This is a genomic window from Stenotrophomonas sp. 107298_Sma, assembly GCF_056480345.1.
Genome location: NZ_CM151094.1, coordinates 4,216,356 through 4,239,262, shown reverse-complemented (window position 1 = coordinate 4,239,262; position 22,907 = coordinate 4,216,356). Strand labels below are relative to the sequence as shown.

Here is a 22,907-nt window from a genome sequence, read left to right as displayed (position 1 = left end):
TGGGAAGGGAAGGTCGATAGCCCCGGCGGCGCGCGTGGTTCACTCGCAGCCTTCGCGTCGCAGCGATTCGGGGAAGGAGTAGGTCCAGGACTTCGGGTCCAGGGTGAAGCGGTGCTCCTGGCGCACCCGCTTGCCGCCGCAGGTGTTGCCGGTTTCCTCGATCAGCAGTGGCCAGATGCGCGCACTGCGGTCGCTGTCGTCGAAACGCAGTGCGAAATCGATGCTGAAGCGGCGGGTGCGGCAGTCTTCGGCGGTATCGGGGTCGGCGGCCGCGTCGACGTTCTCGCATTCGTACTGGGCGTCGTTGTCGATGTGGCTGCGCACGTTGCCGGTGCTGGTCAGGCCTTTCGGGCCCGGCAGGACCAGGGTCTGCGAGAGCAGCGAGAAGCCCTGGCCGAACCAGCCATCCTCGACTCGGAAGCCGTAGAAATCGCTGCCGGCGCGGATGATGCTGGCGGTGCCCGGCTGGCCACCACTGCCGAAGCGCTCGCCGGTCAGCTCGCTGGCTATCCCGAAGCCATCGCCCTTGGGCTGCAGCACGAAGAACTCGATCGTTCCCGGGTCGATATGCGCACCATCGACCAGCGCACCGCACACCGCCAGTAGTTGTTGCCAGCTGTCACCGCTCACCACCGGTTGCTCGGCGCAGACCTGCCAGTCGATCGCGCGCGTTTCATCGTCCTGGGTCCAGCTGCCGCGCCATTGGCCGGAAAGCTTGGCGTCCTTGCCGTAACGCCCGGTCAGGAACGCCTGCAGACGCGCGGTGCGACTGACATGCGCCGCCGGTTCGCTGGCGGCGGGCTTTGCCGCATCTGCCTGGGGGGCAGATGCGGGTTCGGCAGCCGGCTTGCAGCCGGCCAGCAGGGCGGTGCCAGCGAAGGCGAGCACGGCAAGCGGTTTCAAAGAGACTGCAGACATCCGTGTCGCTCCAGCAATCAGTGGCGGAAGTGGCGGACGCCGGTGAACACCATGGCCAGGCCATGTTCGTCGGCGGCAGCGATGACTTCAGCATCGCGCATCGAACCGCCCGGCTGGATCACCGCCTTGATGCCGGCGGCAGCCGCGGCATCGATGCCATCGCGGAACGGGAAGAACGCATCGGAGGCCATCACCGAACCCTCGACCACCAGGTTCGCATCGGCGGCCTTGATGCCGGCGATGCGTGCCGAGTACACGCGGCTCATCTGGCCGGCGCCGACACCGATGGTGCGGTTGTCCTTGGCATAGACGATCGCGTTGGACTTCACGAACTTGGCCACCTTCCAGGCAAACAGCAGGTCGGTGAACTGCTTGTCGGTCGGCGCCAGCTTGCTCACCACCTTCAGCTCGTCGCGGGTCATGCCGCGGTTGTCGGAGGACTGCAGTAGCAGGCCTGAGCCGACGCGCTTGTTGTCGAAATTGTTCAGGCCGTCGCCGTGCGGGATGCGCAGCACGCGCACATTGGCCTTCTTCTGCGCGTATTCCAGCGCGGCCGGCTCGTAGTCCGGAGCGATCAGCACTTCCACGAACTGGCGGTCCAGGATCACCTTGGCGGTGGCCGCGTCCAGCGGCTTGTTGAAGGCGATGATGCCGCCGAAGGCACTGGTGGGGTCGGTGGCGTAGGCCAACTCGTAGGCATCGCCGTTGCCGGCACCGACCGCCACGCCGCACGGGTTGGCATGCTTGACGATGACGCAGGCCGGCGCGTCGAACTGGCGCACGCATTCCCACGCCGCATCGGCATCGGCCAGGTTGTTGTAGCTCAGCTCCTTGCCCTGCAGCTGCTGGAACGTGGCCAGCGTGCCCGGCACCGGGTACAGGTCGCGGTAGAACGCGCCGCTCTGGTGCGGGTTTTCGCCGTAGCGCAGGTCCATCACTTTCACGAAGGTGGAATTCATCTGCACCGGGTACTCGGCACGCACCGGCACCGCCGTGTCAGTAGCGGTGACCGCCGACAGGTAGTTGCTGATCGCGGCGTCGTACTGGGCGACGCGGTTGAACGCGGCCACCGAGAACGCGAAGCGGGTGGTGGCCGACAGCTGGCCGTCGTTGGCCTCCAGCGAGGCCAGCAGCTCAGCGTACTGCGACGGGTCGGTGGCCACCGCCACGCGGGCAAAGTTCTTGGCCGCCGAACGCAGCATGGCCGGGCCGCCGATGTCGATGTTCTCGACCGCGTCGGCCAGGGTGCAGTCGGCCTTGGCAGTGACCGATTCGAACGGGTACAGGTTCAGCACCAGCAGGTCGATGGCGCCGATGCCGTGCTCGGCCATCACCGCGTCATCCAGGCCGGAACGGCCCAGCAGGCCGCCATGTACCATCGGGTGCAGGGTCTTGACCCGGCCGTCCATCATTTCCGGGAAACCGGTGACGTCGGCCACGTCCTTCACGGCCAGGCCTGCATCGCGGATCGCCTTGGCGGTGCCGCCGGTGGACAGCAGCTCCACGCCGCGTGCCGCCAGCGCGGTGGCCAGCTCGACCAGACCGGTCTTGTCGGAAACGGAGAGGAGGGCCCGGCGGACGGGCAACAGATCAGCAGTCATGGGACAGAATCGGCAGCGGAGCGGGGCCGATATTGTAGGCGGTGGGGGCCGGTGGCGGGTGCTGGAAGGGGTAATTTGCCGCGGCTATCGACGTAAGACCGGGTCGGGCACTTCGATCCGGCCCGATCCAGCGTCCGGCGGGCTGGGGCCGGGTTGTCGGAATCAGCCGACGATGGGGTAGGCTGTGCCCGCACTGCCAAGGATCAGCGGGTACAGATCGTGTCGATCTATGCATTGAAAGGACGTTTCCAGGACCTGTTGCGTCCGGCCGTACGCGGCCTGTACCGCATGGGGATCACCGCCAACACGGTGACCGTGGCCGCCGCCGTGGTTTCACTGCTGGTGGCCGGCGCTGTGTGGTGCTGCGCGCCGGCCCAGCCCCTGCTGTACCTGCTGCTGCCGCTGTGGATGCTGCTGCGCATGGCCCTCAACGCCGTGGACGGCATGCTGGCCCGCGAGTTCGGCCAGCAGTCGCGGCTGGGCGCCTATCTGAACGAGTTGTGCGATGTGATCGCCGATGCGGCGCTGTACCTGAGCCTGCTCAGCGTGCCGGGCGTGCGCCCGGAAGCGCTGTGGCTGCTGGCCTGGGCCGCCGCGCTGAGCGAATACGCCGGCGTGCTGGGGCTGATGGTCGGTGCCAGCCGCCGCTATGACGGCCCGATGGGCAAGAGCGACCGCGCCTTCGTCATCGGCGTGCTCGGCCTGCTACTGGCGTTCGGCTGGGGTGCTGCGATGACGGTCAGCGGCGTGGCCGCAGTGATGGCGATGCTGTGCGGGGTGACGATGATCAACCGCGTGCGGCGTGGACTGCAGGAAGCGGCGGTTTCGCTGAAGTAATCAAGCAGATACAAAAAGACAATCAGGAGATTGCATGCGTCAGGCGCAGGAACGGGAATTCCACAGCTTCGACCACGTACCGCTGTTCTACCGGTACTGGGCGGGCACCACCGCAACCGCGGCCACCAAGGCCATCGTGCTGCTGCATCGCGGCCACGAGCACTCCGGGCGTGTCACCCACCTGGTCGATGAGCTGGACCTGCCCGACACCGCCTTCTTCGCCTGGGATGCGCGCGGCAATGGCCGTTCGCCGGGTGCGCGTGGCGATGCACCGGGCTTCCCCGCGCTGGTGCGCGACCTGGACAGCTTCATCGCCCACATCGGCGCCGAGCACGGCATCGCGGTGGAGGACATCGTGGTGATCGCGCAGAGCGTGGGTGCGGTGGTTGCTGCCACGTGGGTGCACGATTACGCGCCGCGCCTGCGCGCGCTGGTGATGGCCTCGCCGGCGTTCAAGGTGAAGCTGTATGTGCCGTTCGCGCGCGCTGGGCTGACGCTGATGCAGAAGCTGCGCGGCAACTTCTTCGTCAACAGCTACGTCAAGCCGCAGTGGCTGACCCATGACCCGGCGCGGGTGGAAAGCTACCGCACCGACCCGCTGATCACCCGGCCGATCTCGGTGCGCGTGCTGCTGGGCCTGTACGAGGCGGCCGACCGCATCGTGGCCGATGCGCAGGCGATCAGCGTGCCGCTGCAGCTATTGGTCTCCGGCTCCGATTTCGTGGTGCACCGTGGCCCGCAGGACCGCTTCTACGAGCGCCTGTCCAGCCCGACAAAGGAGCGCGTGCATCTGCCCGGCTTCTTCCATGACACGCTGGGCGAACGTGATCGCGCGCCGGCACTGGCGCGCATCCGCAGCTTCATCCAGGCGCGCTTTGCGGAGCCGCTGCGCGAACTTTCACGGCGCGACGCGCACCGGCACGGGCCAACGTTCGAGGAATCGGAGATCCTGGCCTGGCCGCCAGAGCGCAACAGCTTGGCTGACCTGCGCTGGCGTGTGGTGCGTGGCGGCCTGCGCTTCGGTGGCACGCTGTCTGAAGGCATCGCACTGGGCCTCCAGACCGGTTTCGATTCGGGCAGCACGCTCGACTACATCTATCGCGACGAAGCGCGCGGCAAGGGGCCGCTGGGTCGCATGGTCGACCGCAACTACCTGGATGCAATCGGCTGGCGCGGCATCCGTGTACGCGGCAAGCATCTGCAGGAACTGCTGCGCGATGCTGCCCAGCGCCTGCGCGGGCAGGGCGCGCCGGTACGCGTGCTGGACGTGGCTGCTGGCCATGGTCGCTACGTGCTGGAAGCGCTGGGAACGGGCGAACAGCGCGCCGAGCGCATCGTGCTGCGTGATTTCAGCGATCTGAACGTGACCCAGGGTCAGGCCTTGATCGAGCGCCTTGGTGCGGCCGACATCGCCCACTTCGAGCAGGGCGATGCGTTCGATCCCGCGCAGCTGGCCAAGGTGGAACCCGCACCGACGCTGGCCGTGGTGTCCGGGCTGTACGAACTGTTCCCGGACAACGATGCAGTGCTGCGCTCGCTGCAGGGCATTGCCGCGACGGTGCCGGCGGGCGGCTATCTGGCCTACACCGGCCAGCCGTGGCATCCGCAGCTGGAGTTCATCGCGCGTGCGCTGACCAGCCACCGCGGTGGCGCAGCGTGGGTGATGCGCCGCCGGACCCAGCACGAGATGGATGAACTGGTGCGCCTGGCTGGATTCGAAAAGGTGGCGCAGCGCATCGACGACTTCGGCATCTTCACGGTGTCGCTGGCGCGCCGGACCGCGTGATGGCGACGCTCGCTGCAACCCCGCTGGCCGCGGAAGGGCGCCCCTGGCGGCGCGCCCTGTTGTGGCTGGCGCTGCTGGGTCCGTTCTTCTTCGCCAGCTATGGCTTTGCCAACTGGATGGCCGGCCGCCATGCCGAACTGCCGGTGATGGCGTTCGGTTGGGAAACGCAGATTCCGTTCGTGCCGTGGACAATCGTGCCGTACTGGTCAATCGACCTGTTCTATGCGATCTCGTTCTTCCTGTGCAGGCGCCGGCTGGAACTGGACCGGCATGCACTGCGCCTGCTCAGCGCGCAGGTGATCGCAGTGGCGTGCTTCCTGCTGTGGCCGCTGCGCTTCAGCTTCGAGCGGCCGGAGATCGGCGGCGTGTTTGGTTGGCTGTTCGATGTGCTGCTGGGCTTCGACAAGCCGTTCAACCAGGCGCCGTCGCTGCACATCGTGCTGCTCATCGTGCTGTGGGTGAAGTTCGCACAGTATCTGCACGGGGTGTGGCGTTGGGTACTGCATCTGTGGGCGCTATTGATCGGCGTCTCGGTGCTGACCACGTTCCAGCATCATTTCATCGATATCCCGACCGGCCTGCTGGCCGGCTGGCTGTGCGTCTGGCTGTGGCCGGAGCAGGGCGCGCCACCGTTGCGTGCCTGGCGCACCGCGCGTGATGCAAAACGTTGGCGCCTGGCAGCGCTGTACCTGCTGGGGGCCGCTGTATTGCTGATGCCGGTGGTGCTTCTGCGTGGCGCGGCGTTGTGGCTGCTGTGGCCGGTGGTATCGCTGCTGCTGGTGGCGTTGGCGTATGCGGGGCTCGGTATGGCGGTGTTCCAGAAGCGCGCCGACGGTCGCCTGACGATGGCGGCGCGCTGGCTGCTGGCGCCCTACCTGGGTGCGGCCTGGATCAATTCGCGGCTGTGGACGCGCCGTGCGCCGCAGCCGGTGCCGGTGATGGATGGTGTGTGGCTGGGGCGTATTCCCTGCGCTGCATTGCCGGCACCCTTGGTCGGCGTGGTCGATGCCTGTGCCGAACTGTCCTGCCGCGCGCCGGGCGCCGCGTATGCCAGCGTGCCGGTGCTGGATCTGGTGGTTCCTGCACCGGAGCAGCTGCGCGAGGCGGCCGAGGCCATCGAGCGGCTGCGTGCACACGGACCGTTGCTGGTGTGCTGCGCACTGGGCTATTCGCGCAGCGCCGCCAGCGTCGCGACCTGGCTGCTGCGCAGTGGCCGTGCGGGCGATGCCGAAGCAGCGGTGGCGATCGTGCGCGCTGCACGCCCCGGCATCGTGCTGGGCACGGCGCATCTGTATGCCATCGCTGCTGCAGCGGGAGTGCGCGCATGAGTACGGTTCCCGATCTGGCGACCATGCAGTTGCTGCTGAGGCAGGGGCGTTGGCCGGCGCTGCTGTCGCTGGGCCTGTTGCTGGTGGCGTTGCTGCTGCTCGGTATCGAGCCGGGGCTGGCGATGATCGCTGCCGGCCTGTTGCTGCTCAGTGTCGTTGTCGGGCTTGCACAGGCGTACCACGCATGGCGGGTTGGGTTGGACGCGAGCCTGCTGAAGCTGCTGCGTAATGAAGGGCTGGAAGGCGAAGCCGCCGCGCGCCGTATCGATCAGGTGCTTCATGACAGCGGCTTGCGCCGCGTATCGTCCGACGCACCGCTGCGCGGCTGGGACCTGCGCTGGGCAGGCATGCGTCGCCTGTTGCTGCGGCAGTACCTGCTGACAGGCATGCAGGGTGTGCTGCTGGTGCTGGCCGTGTTGTGGCCGCAGACGTGAACGGGAGGACCCGATGTTCGCCGAACTGATTGCCCGCGCCTGCAGTGGTGCGATTCATGTGGTGACCGGTGCGCGTGCGCTGTGGATCGGCTGTGCACCGTCCAGCGAGCGCCGCGTGTACTACGGCAACCATGCCAGCCATGGTGACTTCGTGCTGATCTGGTCGTCGATGCCGCCGGCGTTGCGGCGCCAGGTGCGCCCGGTGGCCGCGGCCGAATACTGGCAGCGCGATGGCCTGCGACGCTACCTGATCGATGCGGTGTTCAACGGTGTGCTGGTCGAGCGCGAGGCCGGCCATCGCCAGCAGGATCCGCTGCAGGTGCTGCGTGATGCGGTGGACGAGGGGTGTTCGTTGATCCTGTTTCCAGAAGGTACGCGCAACGTGGGCGACGAGCCGTTGCTGCCGTTCAAGAGCGGCATCTTTCACCTGGCACGGCAACGGCCGGAGCTGGAGTTCGTACCGGTGTGGATCGACAACCTGAAGCGGGTGATGCCCAAGGGTCGTTTCCTGCCGCTGCCATTGCTGTGTACGGCCACCTTCGGTACACCGCTACGGCTGCAGGCTGACGAGGACAAGGCCGCATTCCTGGCGCGCAGCCGGCAGGCGCTGCTGGACCTGGCGCCGAATGGAGGTCGTGCATGAGTTTCGTGTTGGATGTCTCTGGCGATCTGGCAACGCAGAGTGTCGGCCAGCAGACCGGCCTGCTGTTCGCGGGCGTGGGCGCGGTGCTGGTGCTGGCCACGCTGGTGGCCGAAACGCTGCGCTGGCGCCGGCGTGGGCAGCCGAGCGCAGTGATCGCCAACCTGGTCTCGCGCATCCGCGCCTGGTGGGTGATGGCGATCGTGGTCGGGTTGGCGCTGTTCTTCGGCCGTGCCGGGGTGATCGTGCTGTTCGCGATCATCTCGCTGTTCGCGCTGCGCGAGTTCATTACCCTGGCGCCGACACGCTCAGGCGACTACTACGCGCTGCTGGCCGCGTTCTACATCGTGCTGCCGTGGCAGTACTACCTGGTGTGGATCGACTGGTACGGCATGTACACACTGCTGATCCCGGTCTATGCGTTCCTGTTCCTGCCGATCCTGTCGACCATCGGCGGCGACACCACCCACTACCTGGAGCGCACGGCGAAGGTGCAGTGGGGGCTGATGATCTGCGTGTTCTGCATCTCGCATGTGCCGCTGCTGCTGAACCTGCACGTGCCCGGCCATGACCCCTCGCGCAACGTGTTGCTGTTCGCCTTCCTGGTGATCGTGGTGCAGTCCTCGGACGTGCTGCAGTACATCTGGGGCAAGCTGCTGGGCAGGCGCCTGATTGCACCGAAGCTGTCGCCGTCGAAGACGGTGGAGGGCTTCGTGGGTGGTGTGCTCAGTGCCAGCGCGCTGGGGGCGGCGCTATGGTGGATCACCCCGTTCACGCCGCTGCAGGCCTTCGGCCTGTCGCTGTTGATCAACCTGATGGGGTTCTGGGGTGGTCTGGTGATGTCGGCAATCAAGCGCGACCGTGGCATCAAGGACTGGGGCCACATGATCGAGGGCCATGGCGGCATGCTCGACCGGCTGGATTCGGTGTGTTTCGCCGCGCCGGTGTTCTTCCACGTGGTGCGGTACTACTGGAAGGCAGGCGGCGGCGGTTGATGCCGCTGGGCCGTCATCCACGCATGGCGTGGATCTACCGGTAGTGCCGGCCGCTGGCCGGCAACTGCAACATCCTGCCATCGTTCATGGGGTTGCCGGCCAGGGGCCGGCACTACCCTCGTGCGCGCTTACGCGCTGATGCCGTATTCCTTCAGCTTCTTGCGCAGGGTGGCGCGGTGGATGCCCAGCATCGCTGCAGCCCGGCTCTGGTTGCCTTCGCAGTGGTTGAGCACTTCCACGAACAACGGGATCTCCATCTCGCGCAGCACGATCTCGTAGACATCGTCCGCGTCGCAGCCATCAAGGTCACGCAGGTAACGGCGCACGGACTGGGCGACATGTTCACGCAGCGGTGGCCGGGCAGCGCCACGACTGTTGTCAGGACGAGAAAGGACAGCGTTCAAGGGGGTTCCCGATTCGGTTGCCCGTGCGCGCGGAGCGCGCGGCCGGACGAGGTGGTGGCGGCCAGTCTAGCGCGAGCGTGCCCGGCCTGCCACGGCCAGTCGTGTCCATCCTGGTCACAGGAAGTCGAAGGTGAATGCGACGGTGGACGCAGCCGGCTCCTGTACACGGAAGGCAATACGCGCGCTCTGTCCCGGCTCCAGCAGGGCCGCACCGGGGTCTTCACCCAGATACTGCGCCGGCGTGAACACTGCGCTGCCGATCACCCGGCCATCCGCATCGGACAGCGACAGGCGCAGCGCCGGCCAGGCCTGCGCCCAGCGTGCATCGTTGCGGATGCTGGCCTGTACCTGCAGAACGCCTGCCTGGTTGGGCAGCGGCCGGATCTCGCGGCTGGTCATGGTGAATGCGGTTGGTTCATGCCAGGCGGGCAGGGTGCAGCGCAGGACGCCACACAGCGCCCCGAGCCACGCACGATTGCCGGCGTCGGCGGCCAGTCGCGCACGATCGGCAAGCACGCTTTGCAGAACCAGCAGCAGGGCCAGTCCGGCGACCAGCAGCCAGTGCCAGCGCGGCGTCGGCAGCCTGCGCGCGCGCGCGGCACCGAGGAAGCTGGGCGCGTCGCTGGCAACGGCGGTTGCCTGTATCGCGGCCGATACGGGCTCGATGCGCACCGCTTCATCGGCAATGACAGTGTCATCGTGGTGGTGCTTCATCGCTTCCTGTTGCGATACAGGGTCGATAGGTTCAGCCGGTGCTGCAGCAATGGGCACCGGCGCGGCTGCGTCCGGCGTGTGCGTTTCGGTCGCAGGCGCGGCATCACCTTCCGACGTGGGACGCAGGAAAGTGGCCAGTGGACGGCGCGGTGGGTTCGGCTCGGACATGCTCAGGGCGCGGGCTCGGATCCAGCGGTCATTCAACCACGATCAGGCGCGGCGCACGCCGGTGATGCGCATCCAGTCGCCGTCCTGGGTGGCCTGCAGGTCGTCGAACCACGGCGCATAGCGCTGCAGCAGTTCGCCTTCCTGGCCGTGCAGGATGCCCGACAGGGCGATGCGACCGCCGGCAGCGACGCGCGCGGCCAGCAGTTCGGCCAGCGCATCCAGCGCCGAGGCAAGAATGTTGGCGACCACGACCGGATAGGTCGCGACGGGTTCGTCCTGCGGCAGGTACACGTGCATGCGTGCCTGTTCGCCGTTGCGCTCGGCGTTGTCGGCGGTGGCCACCAGTGCCTGCGGATCGTTGTCGACGCCGATTGCCTCAGCCGCGCCCAGCTTCAGTGCGGCCAGCGCGAGGATGCCCGAGCCACAACCGAAGTCGAGCACGCGCTGGCCCTGCAGCAGGCCATCCACGGCCAACTGGTCCAGCCAGCGCAGGCACAGCGCGGTGGTCGGGTGGGTGCCCGAACCGAACGCCAGGCCCGGATCCAGTCGCACCACGGCGGCATCGGCGGACTGCGCGGCCTCTGGCAGTTCATGGTTCCACGGCACGATCCAGGTCCGGCTGCCGAAATCCATCGGCTGGAACTGGTCCAGCCAGGCGCGTTCCCAGTCCTCGTCCTCGACCGCGCGGAAGCTGCCGCCGCTCCAGTCCAGTTCCGGATCGAATGCTTCCAGTGCGGCCAGCAGCAACAGCGCATTGCTGTCGGCGGGGAACAACGCGCTCAGCACCAGGGTGTCCCACAGCGGCGTTTCGCCCACACCCGGCTCGAGGATGGCCTGTTCGTTGCTGGTATCGGCCTCGGCATCAAGCAGGGTCACGGCCAGTGCGCCGACGTCCTCCAGCGCGTTTTCATAGCGGGGCTGGGTCGCTTCGGTGCAGCGCAGGGTCAGTTCCAGGAACGGCATGGCAGTGGGGGCAATCGCGGGAAAGGGGGCCATGCTAGACCATCGGGGCGTCTCCGTATTGCCTGAGATGCCGCTCTGGGATGAACGACGCCGGTTCAGACAGGCCTGCCGGGCCTTGCTAAACTCCGTGCTTTCCTGTGCGCCCTGATGCTCCACCGCCGCCAATGGCCTTTGCTCCGACCCTGAAAACCTGGTTGCTCGTGCTGCCGGCGGTGGCCGTGCTGGGCGTGGCCGGCTATCGGGCCAGCGGCCACGTGGCGCCGTCCACGGTGCAGGCAGACCTGCCGGGCGTCGCGGTCGCCGATGACAGCGCAGCAGCGTTGCAGGTAATGCCGGAAGCACTGGCGCGCCGGCTGGCGGCCTTCGAGCGCGGCAACGCCCTGCCTTCAGGCCTGCCACTGGATCTCCGTGCCGATATCGAAGATGCCACCGATCTGTATGCCTACGCGCAGCGCCTGCGCGTGCAGGCCGATGAGGGCAACCACGAGGCGCGCTGGATGCTCAGCCGTGTCTATGACTACTGCGCACAGTATGCGGTCGACCCGGGCGGCTACCGCCTGGACAACAACGTGCTGGCCGGATCGGGGCTGACCGCGGCGCCGGCGATGGTGCAGGCACGCGAACGTGTCGCGCAGCGCTGCGGTGGCTTTGTGCCTGGCGACAAGCTGGGGCCGCCGCTGGTGCTTGCCGAACGGCGCAAGGCGGCGGAGCAGGGCAACCTGGCAGCCGAGGCAGCGTTGTTCGCCGAAGGCGAGCCGCTGCAGGACAGCCCCGAGTACCGCCGCGACCTGGTCGAGCGGGTGCGCACGTCGCGCGATCCGGAGGCATTCATGGCCATCGCGCCGGGCATGGGGGTGCGCGCCTCGGGCGATCGTGCGCTGAACGGCCTGGTGGCCGGCGAACAGCTCAGTGAACTGGCATGGCGGCTTGCGGCCTGCGAACTCGGTCTACCGTGTGGAGCAGACAGCGTGCTGGTCAACAGTTTTTGTGCGAACGGAGGGATCTGTTCGCAGGATGGAACGCAGGATTTCCGGGATTTCGTGTATGACGCTGCGGTTTCGCGGCAAGGTGCGGGGAAGATGAGGCAATGGATCAAGCGATTGGTTGGAAAGAGGGACGGGCAATGAATTACCGTCGATTCCTGCATGGGGCCAAATTCTGGTTCTGGGTGGCGCTGTTCGTGGCCTATTCGGCCGGTGCGGTTGGCCTGTTGATGATCGACACCTATGAAGATCGCTACCGGCATCTGTCGAAGGTGGAGCTGACCACGGTGAAGGCGCAGGAAGACGTGCGCCGCGCGGGCGCTAGCCAGGTCGCAGCGGTGTATCGCGCGCAGAGCGGCATGCCGTTCGCCTCGCTGCCGGCCGGCAGCACCTTCCAGGTGGTGTGGCCCGACGGCTCGACCGAGACCATGGTGATCGTCGACCCGACCTCGCCCAATGGCGTCCGCCCGTTGGCAAAGTCGCAGATTCCGGCGACGGCGGCCGACGCGCGCTGAAGGTAGCGCCGAGCCATGCCCGGCGGCCTCGCGCTTCGTTGTCATTTCGCCGGGCATGGTCCGGCGGTAGCGGAAGAGAAACAGAAAAGGGCGGGGATATCCCCGCCCTTTTCATGTCCAGCACCTGGCGCCGATCAGGTCAGCGCGATCGGCTTGTTCTTGCGTTCGGCAAGGCGCTTTTCCAGGTAGTGGATGTTCTGGCCACCGGCCTGGAAGCCCTTGTCGCGCATGATCCGCTGCTGCAGCGCGATGTTGGTCTTGATGCCGTCCACCACCATTTCGCTCAGTGCCACCCGCATGCGGGCGATGGCGGTCTCGCGGTCCGGACCGTGCACGATCAGCTTGCCGATCATCGAGTCGTAGTTCGACGGCACGCGGTAGCCACTGTAGATGTGGGTGTCCACGCGCACGCCGGGTCCGCCCGGCGGATGGAAGCCGGTGATGGTGCCCGGGCTCGGCACGAAGGTTTCAGCATCTTCGGCGTTGATGCGGCACTCGATCGCATGGCCGGTCAGTACCACGTCGCTCTGCTTGATCGACAGCTTCTGGCCGGCGGCGATCTTCAGCTGCTCGGCCACCAGGTCGATGCCGGTGACCATTTCGGTGACCGGATGCTCCACCTGGATGCGGGTGTTCATTTCGATGAAGTAGAAGCGGCCATCTTCGTACAGGAACTCGAACGTGCCGGCACCGCGGTAGCCGATGCGCACGCAGGCTTCGGTGCACACCTTGCCGATCTGCTCGCGCTGCTCGGCGCTGATGCCCGGTGCCGGTGCTTCTTCCACCACCTTCTGGTGGCGGCGCTGCATCGAGCAGTCGCGCTCACCCAGGTGGATGGCGTTGCCCTGGCCGTCGGCAAGCACCTGGATCTCCACGTGGCGCGGATTTTCCAGGAACTTCTCCATGTAGACCTCACCATTGCCGAACGCGGCCTTGGCCTCGCTCTTGGTGGTTTCGATGGAGGTCTTCAGCGAGGCTTCGGCGTGCACCACGCGCATGCCGCGGCCACCACCGCCACCGGCTGCCTTGATGATGACCGGGTAGCCGATCTCACGGGCGATCTTGGTGTTGGCGACGATGTCATCGCCCAGCGGGCCGCCCGAGCCAGGCACGCACGGCACGCCGGCGGACTTCATCGCGCGGATGGCTTCGACCTTGTCGCCCATCATGCGGATGGTGTCCGCCTTGGGGCCGATGAAGATGAAGCCGGACTCCTCCACGCGCTCGGCGAAGTCGGCGTTCTCCGACAGGAAGCCGTAGCCCGGGTGGATGGCCTGGGCGTCGGTGACTTCAGCGGCAGCAATCAGCGCCGGGATGTTGAGGTAGCTCTGCGGCGACGGCGCGGGTCCGATGCAGACCGACTCGTCGGCCATGGCCACGTGCTTGAGGTTGCGGTCGACCGTGGAATGCACGGCCACCGTGCGGATGCCCAGGGTATGGCACGCGCGCAGGATGCGCAGCGCGATTTCCCCTCGGTTGGCAATGACGACTTTGTCGAGCATGGCGTGCCCCTCAGCCGATCACGAACAGCGGCTGGTCGAACTCCACCGGCTGGCCGTTCTCGCCGAGGATGGCGACGATGGTGCCGGACTTGTCGGCCTCGATCGGGTTGAACATCTTCATCGCTTCGATGATGGCCAGGGTTTCGCCTTCCTTGACCTGCTGGCCAACGCTGACGAAGGCCGGCTTGTCCGGGGCGGCCGAGGCATAGAAGGTGCCGACCATCGGCGAGCGCAGCACGTGGCCTTCCGGCAGCGCCGGGCCCGGCTTGGCGGTGCCGCCGGTGGAGGCTTCGGTCGGCGACTGCATCGGCATCGCCTGCGGTGCGGGGGCGGCCGGGGCGGCATACACCGGTGCCGGCATCGGTGCGGCATAGCCGGCCACCGGGGCACGCGACAGGCGCACCGACTCTTCGCCTTCCTTGATTTCGATTTCGGCCAGGTTCGACTCTTCCAGCAGGTCGATCAGCTTCTTGATTTTGCGGAGATCCATGGTGGCCTCTTTGCTCTTGATGTCAGTGTGGTGGGAAGCGCGTCGCGCTCGGGTCAAAGCAGTTCGTAGAACTCGCGCAGCTGCCGCGTACGGTCGCGCGCGAGGGTGATCAGGCAGCGCATCTGTGCGCCGTTGCGCGCCGTGCCATCGGAATTGAGGGCATAGACGGCGTTGCAGTCGTGGTCGCGCAGCTGCATCCAGGCACGCTGGGCCAGCACCAGCTGCTGTTCGGCCTCGCCGCAGTAGCTGCAGCTGCCACCGTGGTCCGGCGTGCGCAGCTGCTGGCGCGCCTGGGCGTACACGGTATTGAGTTCAGCGTCTGCAGCCGCCGCTACGTCCGAGGCGCACAGGTCGCTCTCCATCGTAGTGGTCGGGTGCGCACAGTCGATGCCTTCGTCCTTGCGGTCGAACGCCGTGGCCGCGCCGCAGATGCCGGCCCACAGCACGACGCTGGCAAGCACGCGCGGCAGCATCATCACGCGCCGGCCACCCGCACGCGTGCCAGCGCTGCATCCATCGCATAGCGATAGCTGTCGGCACCGAAGCCACAGACCACGCCCACGGCCTTGTCACTGAAGTAGCTGTGCTGGCGGAACGGTTCGCGGGTATGCGGGTTGGACAGGTGGATCTCGATGAACGGCACCGCCACCGCTGCCAGCGCATCGCGCAGGGCCACCGAGGTGTGGGTGAAGGCGGCCGGATTGATCAGGATGAAAGCGGTTCCGTCATTGCGCGCGGCCTGCACGCGGTCCACCAGGACGTGCTCGGCGTTGGACTGCAGGCTCTCCATGGCGTGCCCGGCAGCGGACGCCTGGGCTGCCAGGGCCTGGTCGATGTCGGCCAGCGTGGTGTGGCCGTAGACCTCCGGCTCGCGGGTGCCGAGCAGGTTGAGGTTGGGGCCGTGCAGGACCAGCAGCTTCGCCATGGGATCCGGAAGACGGGAAAGGGCGGCAGTCTGGCGGAACCGGTGGATGCTGTCCAGTTCGGCGAAGTTTGCAGCGTTTCAATCGAGCGTTTGAAATCTGCCGGAGCGCTTGTGGCCGTATGGCGGGCGCTGGATCAAGGCGCGCTGAACGCCTTGCAGGCCGGGGATGCATGCACGTAGGCCGACGATGGCGGCAGGCCGGGCGATGGCGGCTGCCGCAATGGGCCGTGATGCCGTAGATCCACGCCATGCGTGGATGGCGGAGTTCGGTGCGCAGCAAGCGACACACCCACCACGAAGCCTCCTGGTACCGGGCCGCTCAGGTCTCCAGCGGCACCGTTGGTACAACGTTCGGGAACACCTCCTCCAAGGGCTCCCGTTCCCCCGGCTTCGGTGCCGGCCAGTTGTAGGCGTTCACCGGCTGCGCGCGGTTCACCCACAACGCGTAATACAGATGGTCGGCGCGGCCATCACCGGTATTGGGATGGATCAGGATGGTCAGGCCCAGGCTGTTGAGCTGCAGCCAGGGCACCAGCACCGGCAGCAGGTCGTTGGTGAAGCCGAAATAGAACGAGGGCGTGACGTGCGGGCCGCGCGGCTCCAGGTTCCAGTTGCCCAGCTCCACCGGGAAGCGCTCGGCCGCCCAGCGCCGCAACAGGGCCGCCTTCTCGAAGCTGTCCTCGTCGAAGTAGATATGCGCGTGATAGCTCCTGATATCGGTGTAGGCACGCGGGGTGGCCGGCAGGGTGGCCTCGCCGGGGCGCACACTGGTTGGACGCGGAGTCGGCTCGCTGACCGTGGCCTCGCCCCAAGGGCTGCGACCTTGGGGCGCGGGCGGAACAATGGCTCGGAAACCGGGGCGGCCCGGCTCGGTGGTGTTCGCCGCCGCTTCGGCGCGCGCGGCTGCCGGGGCGGCCGCCGCGCTGGCACTGGCCAGGCCACCGGCGGCCAGCCCGGCCGAGGCGATCAGCCGGCGGCGCGTGGGCGAGAGCAGGTCGGCCCACTGGGCATCGTCGTCGGCAGCAAACAGGGCGTTGGTGGCGGAGGTCTGTGGGTCCGGTTGCATGAAGGGCTCCATGGCAGCGTGCATCGGGGGCAGGCAAGCACGCTCAGGCACCTGCCTCGGCAGCGTCCAATAAGCAGGCGGTATCACCTCATGCCCGTTCACCCCTTGTCATTGAGCGCGGCCGATCGACGGGCTAGGGTGCAGGTCTGCCGCCCTGGAGCCCGCCATGACCTCGCCCGATGCCGACACCCGGCGCAAGCGCGCGACCTTCCGCCAACTGCACGCACAGGGTTGTTTCGTGCTGCCCAATCCGTGGGATGTGGGCAGCGCCCGCTACCTGCAGCGGCAGGGCTTCCAGGCGCTGGCCACGACCAGCGCCGGGTGCGCTTGGAGCGAGGGGCGGCCAGACGGCGCGGTTTCGCTGCAGGCCACGCTGGAACATCTGCGGCTGATGGTGGCGGCGACGCCATTGCCGTTGAACGCCGATTTCGGTGATGGCTTTGGCGCCACACCGCGCGCGGTGGAGGAGGCCGTGGCGGCGGCAATCGATACTGGCGTAGCCGCGTTGTCGATCGAGGACGCCAGTGGCGTGGCCGATGCGCCGTTGAGGCCGATCGACGAGGCGGTCCAGCGCCTGCGTGCAGCGCGCTCGGCCATCGACCGTGCCGGCGGCGAGGTGCTGCTGGTCGGCCGGGCGGAGAACTTCTTCGTCGGAGTGCCCGATCTGCAGGACGCACTGCAGCGGCTGCGCGCCTATGCCGAAGCGGGTGCCGATGTGCTGTATGCACCGGGCATCAGTACACGCGAACAGATCAGTGCGGTAGTCGCCGCTGCGGGCTCGAAGCCGGTGAACCTGCTGGTCGGTGGGCCGACGCCGCTGAGCCTGCAGGACATCGCCGCACTCGGCGTGCGCCGGGTCAGTCTCGGCGGTGCGCTGGCGCGTGCGGCCTGGGGTGGCTTGATGCAGGCCACCCAGCCTATCGTGCAGGGCGGCCGCTTCGATGGCCTGCAGCAGGCGGCCCCGGGCGCGGCGTTGAATACGCTGTTCCGCTGACGGAAACCTGGGTGCCGGCCCAGGTGAGCAGATTGGCAGCAGGTCCACGCGATGCGTGGACGGATGAGCCCGCGACTACAGCGCCTCGATCCCGCCCTTGGGCATGGACACTTCCGGCTCCAGCGCCGGCAGCAGTTGCCGCAGCAGCCCGGGGTTGTCCAGCAGCGCAGTGCCATCGAGATAACGCCAGTCCGCAGTTCCCACGCGGCGTACAGCGAACATGAACGAGGTGCTGCGTATCGGCGATTCGCGCACGCGCAACAGTGACTGGCGTGGCACGAAGCTGACCTCTTCGCCGCCAGCGGCGTAGGTGCGGCCGGGCATGCCGGCTTCGTCGCTGATGACGGTGACCGACTTGCGCAGTTCCTTCACGGTATCGCGGGTCATCCGTGCATAGGCATCATCGCCTCCGGCCAGCTGCTTCAGGCTGGGGTGGGTGCGCGCGATGATCATCTCCGCATCGCCGCGACCGAACGCATCCAGCATCGCCTGCACGTCCTGACGCAATGCCTTTGAATCGCTGGGGCTGAGTTCGCCTGCGAAGGCCGATGGCAGCACTACCGACAGCAGCAGGGCCAGCAATGGGAGAAGCGGGCGTCGATCCATTCTCGGCTATCTCTGGGGGGAACCGCCGCACTATACGGCGGATGCGGAAACAGCGTCCCACGCATGGCGCTGGTATCCCGACAATCACTACTTACTATTGGTAGTTAGTGAATTCCGGACATCCCCCATGCACAGCCTCATCGTTACCGCCCATCCTGAATCCGGCTCGTTGACCCATGCCATCGCCAAGCGCATCGGCGAAGCCATCACCGCGGCGGATGCCGCCAACACCGTGACCCACGCCGACCTGATGGCCGAAGGTTTCGATCCACGCTTCAACCCACAGGACCAGGCCCTGTTCCGTGGCACCGGCGCAGTTCCGGCCGACGTCGCCGCCGAGCAGGCGCGGCTGGACGCCACCGACACACTGGTACTGGTCTACCCGCTGTACTGGTGGTCATTCCCCGCGCTGCTGAAGGGATGGATCGATCGTGTATTCGCCCAAGGCTGGGCCTACCAGGACGGTGCCGATGGCAAGGTGCAGAAGAAGCTGCGACGGTTGCGCGTGCACTTGGTCGGGATCGGCGGCGCGGGCGCGGACATGATCGAACGACGCGGCTACGGCGCGGCGATGAAGGCCCAGATCGACATGGGCATCTTCGACTATTGCGGCGCGCGCGTGCTGTCGTCTGACCTGTTGCTGGACGCTGATTCCGGTGCGGCCGAAGCGCATCTGCAGTCGGCAGGGGAGATCGGCCGTAAAATCGGAACTCCAATGCACTGATCGCCGTGTCCCGCCGATGCCTGCCAACGCCGCTCCCACGCGCCGCCGATTGACCCGCGAGCAACGCGCCCGCCAGTTGCTGGATGTGGCCTGGGCGCTGGTTGGCGACGAAGGTACCGACGCGCTGACGCTGGGGCGGCTGGCCGAGGCCGCGGGCGTGACCAAGCCGGTGGCCTACGATCACTTCGTAACCCGCAACGGATTGCTGGCCGCGCTCTACGATGACTACGACGGCCGGCAGACGGTGGTGTTCCACGAGCGCATCGGCCGCGCCCGGGCGCAGCTGGCCGACCGCGCGGCAGCCATCGCCTCCGGCTACATCGATTGCATCCTCAGCCAGGGCAGTGAAGTGCAGGGCATCCTCGCAGCGCTGGTGGGCGCGCCGGAACTGCACGAAGTGCGGCGGCGTTACCAGCAGGACTTCATCAACAACTGCGACGCCTGGCTGGGCCCGTTCGCCGCCGATGGCACCGTGCCGTTGGCGGGACGCTGGGCGATTCTCGGTGCTGCCGAAACCCTGTCAGAAGGGGTAGCCGCCGGTGCCCTGGACAAGATGGAGGCCGAACATGAGTTGCAACGCCTGATCGTGGCCACCGTCAAACGGCGCTGAGCCGCTCAGGCGTCGGCGCTGCTGCCGGCCAGCGCAGCGAATCCGGCGGCCAGCCGTTCGCGTACCAGAGCATCGCGTGCGTCGCGGCTGTCCGAGCCAAGCACCACTGTGATCAGCCGTACCGGATGCGCGCGCCGTGGCACAGGTTGGCAGGCGGTGGCGGCCAGGCAGAAGCCCGCGGCCTGGGTGTAGCCGGTCTTCAAGCCATCCACGCCGTCATCGCCAAGCAGGGCATTCTGGTTGTTGCGGCTGAAGCTGCCGTGCGCGAACGCGCGCTGTGCGGTGACGGCCAGAATCTGCGGATGATCGTTCAGCAGGCAGGCCGCCAGCACTGCCATGTCGCGGGCGCTGGACGCATGGTGTGGCGTGGTGATGCCGGAGACGCTGGCGAACCAGGTGCTGCGCAGGCCGAGCTGGCGTGCGTGCCGGTTCATGCGGTCCAGGAATGCAGACTGTGATCCGTCCAGATGACGCGCGATGGCCAGCGCCGCATCATTGCCGGAGACGATCATCAACCCTTCCAGCAAGCGTGCCAGGCTGACCCTTTCGCCGGGCACCAGGCCCATCCGCGTTTCATCATCGGCCACCGCGTGCACGTCTTCGGCGGCAATGGTGACCGCCTCGTCCCATGTGCGACCCCCTTCTTCGATGCACGCATACGCTGCGTAGGCGGTCATCAGTTTGGTCAGCGACGCCGGCTGCCGCGCGACCCCGGCGTTGTCCTGATGGATCACCTCGAAGGTGGCGGCATCGAGGGTGATGAAGGAGAGAGGCGCGCGTGCAGGGGAAGAAGACGGCATGGATGCTGCGGTGGCGAGGGGAAGCTCGCAGGATAGTGCGCATCGGCTGCATGAAGCTGCAATATTGAAATGATATAACGTTCGAAATAATGGGCCGCCACTGGCCTGACGGGACCTCCGATGACTGCACACATGCCACGCCGTTGGCTCCCTTCCTCTCTGCTGCTCGCGCTGCTCGCGCTCGGTGGCTGTCAGCCGAACCTGCGCGCCGATACCGCTGCGGCCAGCACCACGCGCCCGCACAACGTGATCGTGATGATCAACGACGGTGCCGGTTGGGGCACCTGGGACGCGGCTGCCTACTGGCAGTACGGCAGCCGCGAAGGCGCCCCCTATGCGGACTTCCCGCAGCGCCTCGCCGTGACCACCTATCCGTTGAACGCCAGCAGCCAGCCGACCCGCGACAACGCGCAGACCCTCGGCTACGACGCGGCCAAAGCATGGGATGACTCCCCGGTTCCCGCGCAGGACCTGCCGTTCGCCGGCTACCAGTACCTGGCCGCGGTCGCCACCGACAGTGCAGCGGCGGGCACGGCGTTGTCCTCGGGCATCAAGACCTACAACAACGCCATCAACTACAGCAACGATGGCAACGCGGTGGAATTCAATACGCTGCATGCCAAGCGCCTGGGCATGGCCACCGGCGTGGTCACCTCGGTGCCGTTCGCACATGCCACGCCGGCCGCGTTCGCTGCGCAGAACGAATCGCGCAACAACTATCACGCCATTGCGCACCAGATGCTGGCGCAGGGCCACATGGACCTGGTGATGGGTACTGGTGGTCCCGGCTACAGCGTTGATGGCCATGCCTGTGACGAAGGCGCGGGCGCGGGCGCGGTGAAGGCCGAGGGCTGTGCGAACCCGTGGGAGTGGGTGTCGCAGCAGGATTGGCAGCAGCTGGAAGCGGGCAGCACCATCGCCGGTAATCCGTCCGGGCCGTGGCGCCTGATCCGCAGCAAGGAGGCGTTCGCTGCGCTGGCGCAGGGACGGCTGCCGACCGACCGGCCGCTGATCGGCGTGCCGCGCGTGGCCAACACGCTGCAGCAGGCGCGCCAGCTGCAGGTGCTGGGCAAGGATGCGGCCACGCCTTCTGGTGTGAGGAAGATCGACAGCGTGCCGGATCTTGCAACCATGACCCGCGGTGCGCTGCAGTTCCTGCAGCAGCGTTCGGCCGAGGGCCTGTTCCTGATGGTGGAAGGTGGCGCTACCGACTGGGCCGCGCATACCAGCGCCTGCGGCACCGAATGGCACTACGGCCAGTGCGGCGACCAGCCGCAGTACGGCCGGCTGATCGAGGAAACCGTGGAGTTCAACGACGCGGTGACAGCAGTGATCGAGTGGATCGAACGCAACGGTGGCTGGGAACGCACCCTGCTGATCGTCACCACCGACCACGACAACAGCATGCCGATGGGCCCGGATGCACAGAGCGTGGCCTTCGAGCCGGTGCGCAACAACGGCCGTGGACGCATGCCGGGGATGAGCTTCCGTCCCACCGGCAACCATTCCAATGCACTGGTGCCGTTGTGGGCCAAGGGGGCAGGGTCGGAGCTGCTGGGCCAGCGCGTGCGGGGCGTCGACGAGGGCTACCGCCAGCATGTGCGCTGGAACGACGGCCGTTACATCGACAACACCGACGTGGCTGCGGCGGTGCAGGAAGCACTGCAGCGCTAGGGTAGTGCCTGCCGCTGGCCGGCAACCTCGGTGACCGGGCATCTTGCCGCTGCCGGCCAGCGGCCGGCACTACCGGGAGTGCTGCTGGGCGGCGGGGACGGCGACGGGGAAGGGCTGGCCAGTTGCCGCGCCAGCTCGGCGTTGGTCACATGGCCATGCAGGAACAACAGGCCGCTGAAGATGTTCATGTGCGTACCTCCACTTGAGTGGATTGCACGATACGGGCAGCATGGAAGGCGAAAAAGCGACATTTCCGCAAGCTTGCCTTGAGAGGAATTCAAGCCTGATGTCCCGCCCACCCCTCCATGCCCTGCAGGGTTTCGTGGCTGCCGCCCGGCTTGGCAACCTGTCGCGCGCGGCGGCGTCGATGAACCTGACCGTCAGTGCACTCAGCCATCAGATGCGCCAGCTGGAAGAGCGGCTCGGGCAGCCGCTGCTGGTCCGCCAGCCACGTGGTGTCACCCTCACCCTTGAGGGGCAGCGCCTGCTCGACCAGGTGGGTCCGCACCTGGATGCGATCAACGAAGCCTTCCAGCCCTATGCCGCGCGTGCCGAGCACGTGCTGACGATCAGCGCGGTGCCATCGATGGCGTCGGCCTGGCTGGTGCCGCGCCTGGGCCACTTCGTGGCTGAGCACCCACAGATCGAGATCAACCTGCAGTCGAGTGAGCGCCTGGTGGATTTCGAGCGTCAGCGGCAGTTCGACGCGGCGCTGCGGCTGGGCAGCGGGCACTGGCCCGGGCTGGTGGTGGAGCCATTGTTTGACGAGTGGCTGCTGCCGATGGCCAGCCCGGCGCTGATTGAACGCATGGGCGGTATCGACCGCGTACCGCTGACCCAGTGGCCACTGCTGGGTGATCCTGACGGCGCGTGGGGCGCGTGGTTCGCCTTGAGCGGGCAGAGCCCGCCGCCGCGCTTCGTGGCGGTGCTGGATGATTCGGAAGCGCACCATCGCGCGGCGCTGGATGGCGTGGGCGTGGCGCTCGGACGGGTGACCCGGGCACGCCTGCTGCTGGAATCCGGCCAGCTGGTTGCGCTGTCCAGCCAGCGCCTGAAGACGGCGTGGCCGCATTGGCTGGTGTACCCGCAGCGCTCGGCCAGCCATCGTGGCTTCCTTGCTTTCCGCGACTGGCTGCATGCGCAGGCCGCCGAGCACGTGCGGCACATGGCAGGGCAAGGGCCGCACGGCTAGACAGGTGCACCGGCCTGTCCGGCCGCTGTCATCAGGGC

The 22,907-nt window shown here is 67.2% G+C and carries 26 protein-coding genes; 13 read left to right on the top strand and 13 right to left on the bottom strand.

Annotated features, from left to right (window positions below; genetic code table 11):
• Positions 1-39: 39 nt before the first annotated feature.
• Positions 40-918: a hypothetical protein gene (locus ACZK2G_RS19645; protein ID WP_426355007.1), complete on the bottom strand. Its 879-nt coding sequence runs from the start codon at positions 916-918 to the stop codon at positions 40-42.
• A 17-nt stretch (positions 919-935) separates the two neighbouring features.
• The gene (gene purH, locus ACZK2G_RS19640; RefSeq protein WP_426355008.1) at positions 936-2,519 is read right to left on the bottom strand and encodes a bifunctional phosphoribosylaminoimidazolecarboxamide formyltransferase/IMP cyclohydrolase; all 1,584 of its coding nucleotides are present in this window, start codon (positions 2,517-2,519) and stop codon (positions 936-938) included.
• Positions 2,520-2,738: 219 nt separating this feature from the next.
• On the opposite strand from purH, the gene ACZK2G_RS19635 reads away from it, so the two are divergent.
• Genes ACZK2G_RS19635 through ACZK2G_RS19610 form a run of 6 tightly spaced genes read left to right on the top strand, consistent with a single transcriptional unit; the run spans position 2,739 to position 8,539 of the window.
• Positions 2,739-3,356: a CDP-alcohol phosphatidyltransferase family protein gene (locus ACZK2G_RS19635; protein ID WP_478474169.1), complete on the top strand. Its 618-nt coding sequence runs from the start codon at positions 2,739-2,741 to the stop codon at positions 3,354-3,356.
• Between the two features lie 34 nt (positions 3,357-3,390).
• Positions 3,391-5,142: a bifunctional alpha/beta hydrolase/class I SAM-dependent methyltransferase gene (locus tag ACZK2G_RS19630; RefSeq protein ID WP_478474167.1), complete on the top strand. Its 1,752-nt coding sequence runs from the start codon at positions 3,391-3,393 to the stop codon at positions 5,140-5,142.
• A 23-nt stretch (positions 5,143-5,165) separates the two neighbouring features.
• Positions 5,166-6,470 (top strand): phosphatase PAP2/dual specificity phosphatase family protein, encoded by a 1,305-nt coding sequence (locus ACZK2G_RS19625; RefSeq protein ID WP_295381684.1) that lies wholly within the window; start codon positions 5,166-5,168, stop codon positions 6,468-6,470.
• Positions 6,467-6,904 carry a hypothetical protein gene (locus tag ACZK2G_RS19620; protein WP_295381672.1) on the top strand — a complete coding sequence of 146 codons (438 nt, stop codon included), beginning with the start codon at positions 6,467-6,469 and terminating at the stop codon, positions 6,902-6,904. The genes ACZK2G_RS19625 and ACZK2G_RS19620 overlap by 4 nt, the downstream gene beginning before the upstream one ends.
• A 13-nt stretch (positions 6,905-6,917) precedes the next feature.
• The gene (locus ACZK2G_RS19615) at positions 6,918-7,547 is read left to right on the top strand and encodes a lysophospholipid acyltransferase family protein (protein ID WP_478474165.1); all 630 of its coding nucleotides are present in this window, start codon (positions 6,918-6,920) and stop codon (positions 7,545-7,547) included.
• Positions 7,544-8,539 carry a phosphatidate cytidylyltransferase gene (locus tag ACZK2G_RS19610; protein WP_136639402.1) on the top strand — a complete coding sequence of 332 codons (996 nt, stop codon included), beginning with the start codon at positions 7,544-7,546 and terminating at the stop codon, positions 8,537-8,539. The genes ACZK2G_RS19615 and ACZK2G_RS19610 overlap by 4 nt, the downstream gene beginning before the upstream one ends.
• 128 nt (positions 8,540-8,667) lie before the next feature.
• Here ACZK2G_RS19610 and fis read toward each other — a convergent pair whose 3' ends face one another.
• The 3 genes from fis to prmA form a co-directional block, all read right to left on the bottom strand.
• Positions 8,668-8,943, bottom strand: coding sequence for a DNA-binding transcriptional regulator Fis (gene fis / locus ACZK2G_RS19605; protein ID WP_006397198.1), 276 nt, complete (start codon positions 8,941-8,943; stop codon positions 8,668-8,670).
• Between the two features lie 114 nt (positions 8,944-9,057).
• Positions 9,058-9,825: a DUF3426 domain-containing protein gene (locus tag ACZK2G_RS19600; RefSeq protein ID WP_136639401.1), complete on the bottom strand. Its 768-nt coding sequence runs from the start codon at positions 9,823-9,825 to the stop codon at positions 9,058-9,060.
• 42 nt (positions 9,826-9,867) lie between these two features.
• Complete coding sequence (gene prmA, locus ACZK2G_RS19595) at positions 9,868-10,788, bottom strand: 50S ribosomal protein L11 methyltransferase (protein ID WP_046986074.1); 921 nt, start codon at positions 10,786-10,788, stop codon at positions 9,868-9,870.
• A gap of 164 nt (positions 10,789-10,952) precedes the next feature.
• Here prmA and ACZK2G_RS19590 point away from each other — a divergent pair, with 164 nt between their 5' ends.
• Both ACZK2G_RS19590 and ACZK2G_RS19585 read left to right on the top strand, forming a co-directional pair.
• Positions 10,953-11,915, top strand: coding sequence for a hypothetical protein (locus ACZK2G_RS19590; protein ID WP_046986043.1), 963 nt, complete (start codon positions 10,953-10,955; stop codon positions 11,913-11,915).
• Complete coding sequence (locus tag ACZK2G_RS19585; RefSeq protein WP_065723554.1) at positions 11,912-12,286, top strand: hypothetical protein; 375 nt, start codon at positions 11,912-11,914, stop codon at positions 12,284-12,286. Before ACZK2G_RS19590 ends, ACZK2G_RS19585 begins: the two co-directional genes overlap by 4 nt.
• Positions 12,287-12,420: 134 nt before the next feature.
• Here ACZK2G_RS19585 and accC read toward each other — a convergent pair whose 3' ends face one another.
• The 5 genes from accC to ACZK2G_RS19560 all read right to left on the bottom strand — a co-directional run bounded on the left by accC (position 12,421) and on the right by ACZK2G_RS19560 (position 16,269).
• Positions 12,421-13,788, bottom strand: coding sequence for an acetyl-CoA carboxylase biotin carboxylase subunit (gene accC, locus ACZK2G_RS19580; protein WP_006397186.1), 1,368 nt, complete (start codon positions 13,786-13,788; stop codon positions 12,421-12,423).
• A gap of 10 nt (positions 13,789-13,798) precedes the next feature.
• Positions 13,799-14,278, bottom strand: a complete 480-nt coding sequence (accB, locus tag ACZK2G_RS19575; RefSeq protein ID WP_006397184.1) for an acetyl-CoA carboxylase biotin carboxyl carrier protein — start codon at positions 14,276-14,278, stop codon at positions 13,799-13,801.
• A gap of 53 nt (positions 14,279-14,331) precedes the next feature.
• A complete protein-coding gene (locus ACZK2G_RS19570) occupies positions 14,332-14,754 on the bottom strand; it encodes a lysozyme inhibitor LprI family protein (RefSeq protein WP_006397182.1) in 423 nt (140 codons plus the stop codon).
• Complete coding sequence (gene aroQ, locus ACZK2G_RS19565; protein ID WP_046986041.1) at positions 14,754-15,203, bottom strand: type II 3-dehydroquinate dehydratase; 450 nt, start codon at positions 15,201-15,203, stop codon at positions 14,754-14,756. The genes ACZK2G_RS19570 and aroQ overlap by 1 nt, the downstream gene beginning before the upstream one ends.
• Positions 15,204-15,522: 319 nt before the next feature.
• The gene (locus tag ACZK2G_RS19560) at positions 15,523-16,269 is read right to left on the bottom strand and encodes a DOPA 4,5-dioxygenase family protein (RefSeq protein WP_478474163.1); all 747 of its coding nucleotides are present in this window, start codon (positions 16,267-16,269) and stop codon (positions 15,523-15,525) included.
• A gap of 166 nt (positions 16,270-16,435) precedes the next feature.
• Here ACZK2G_RS19560 and ACZK2G_RS19555 point away from each other — a divergent pair, with 166 nt between their 5' ends.
• Positions 16,436-17,263 (top strand): isocitrate lyase/PEP mutase family protein, encoded by an 828-nt coding sequence (locus ACZK2G_RS19555; protein WP_136639398.1) that lies wholly within the window; start codon positions 16,436-16,438, stop codon positions 17,261-17,263.
• Between the two features lie 75 nt (positions 17,264-17,338).
• Here the strand turns inward: ACZK2G_RS19555 and ACZK2G_RS19550 are convergent, their stop codons facing one another.
• Positions 17,339-17,869, bottom strand: a complete 531-nt coding sequence (locus ACZK2G_RS19550) for a hypothetical protein (protein WP_478474162.1) — start codon at positions 17,867-17,869, stop codon at positions 17,339-17,341.
• A 127-nt stretch (positions 17,870-17,996) separates the two neighbouring features.
• Between ACZK2G_RS19550 and ACZK2G_RS19545 the strand changes: the two genes are divergently transcribed.
• Together ACZK2G_RS19545 and ACZK2G_RS19540 are read left to right on the top strand one after the other, a co-directional pair.
• Positions 17,997-18,593, top strand: coding sequence for an NAD(P)H-dependent oxidoreductase (locus tag ACZK2G_RS19545; RefSeq protein ID WP_478474161.1), 597 nt, complete (start codon positions 17,997-17,999; stop codon positions 18,591-18,593).
• A gap of 16 nt (positions 18,594-18,609) precedes the next feature.
• Positions 18,610-19,203 carry a TetR/AcrR family transcriptional regulator gene (locus ACZK2G_RS19540; protein ID WP_046986037.1) on the top strand — a complete coding sequence of 198 codons (594 nt, stop codon included), beginning with the start codon at positions 18,610-18,612 and terminating at the stop codon, positions 19,201-19,203.
• Between the two features lie 5 nt (positions 19,204-19,208).
• On the opposite strand, the gene ACZK2G_RS19535 is transcribed toward ACZK2G_RS19540, so the two are convergent.
• A complete protein-coding gene (locus tag ACZK2G_RS19535) occupies positions 19,209-20,003 on the bottom strand; it encodes a D-alanyl-D-alanine carboxypeptidase family protein (protein WP_136639397.1) in 795 nt (264 codons plus the stop codon).
• A gap of 120 nt (positions 20,004-20,123) precedes the next feature.
• Between ACZK2G_RS19535 and ACZK2G_RS19530 the strand changes: the two genes are divergently transcribed.
• Entirely contained in the window at positions 20,124-21,677 is a 1,554-nt protein-coding gene (locus ACZK2G_RS19530) for an alkaline phosphatase (RefSeq protein WP_478474160.1), read from the top strand.
• On the opposite strand, the gene ACZK2G_RS19525 is transcribed toward ACZK2G_RS19530, so the two are convergent.
• A complete protein-coding gene (locus tag ACZK2G_RS19525; RefSeq protein ID WP_046986035.1) occupies positions 21,674-21,865 on the bottom strand; it encodes a hypothetical protein in 192 nt (63 codons plus the stop codon). The genes ACZK2G_RS19530 and ACZK2G_RS19525 overlap by 4 nt on opposite strands.
• Positions 21,866-21,963: 98 nt before the next feature.
• Between ACZK2G_RS19525 and ACZK2G_RS19520 the strand changes: the two genes are divergently transcribed.
• Entirely contained in the window at positions 21,964-22,869 is a 906-nt protein-coding gene (locus ACZK2G_RS19520; RefSeq protein ID WP_046986034.1) for a LysR substrate-binding domain-containing protein, read from the top strand.
• The last annotated feature ends 38 nt before the right edge of the window (positions 22,870-22,907 follow it).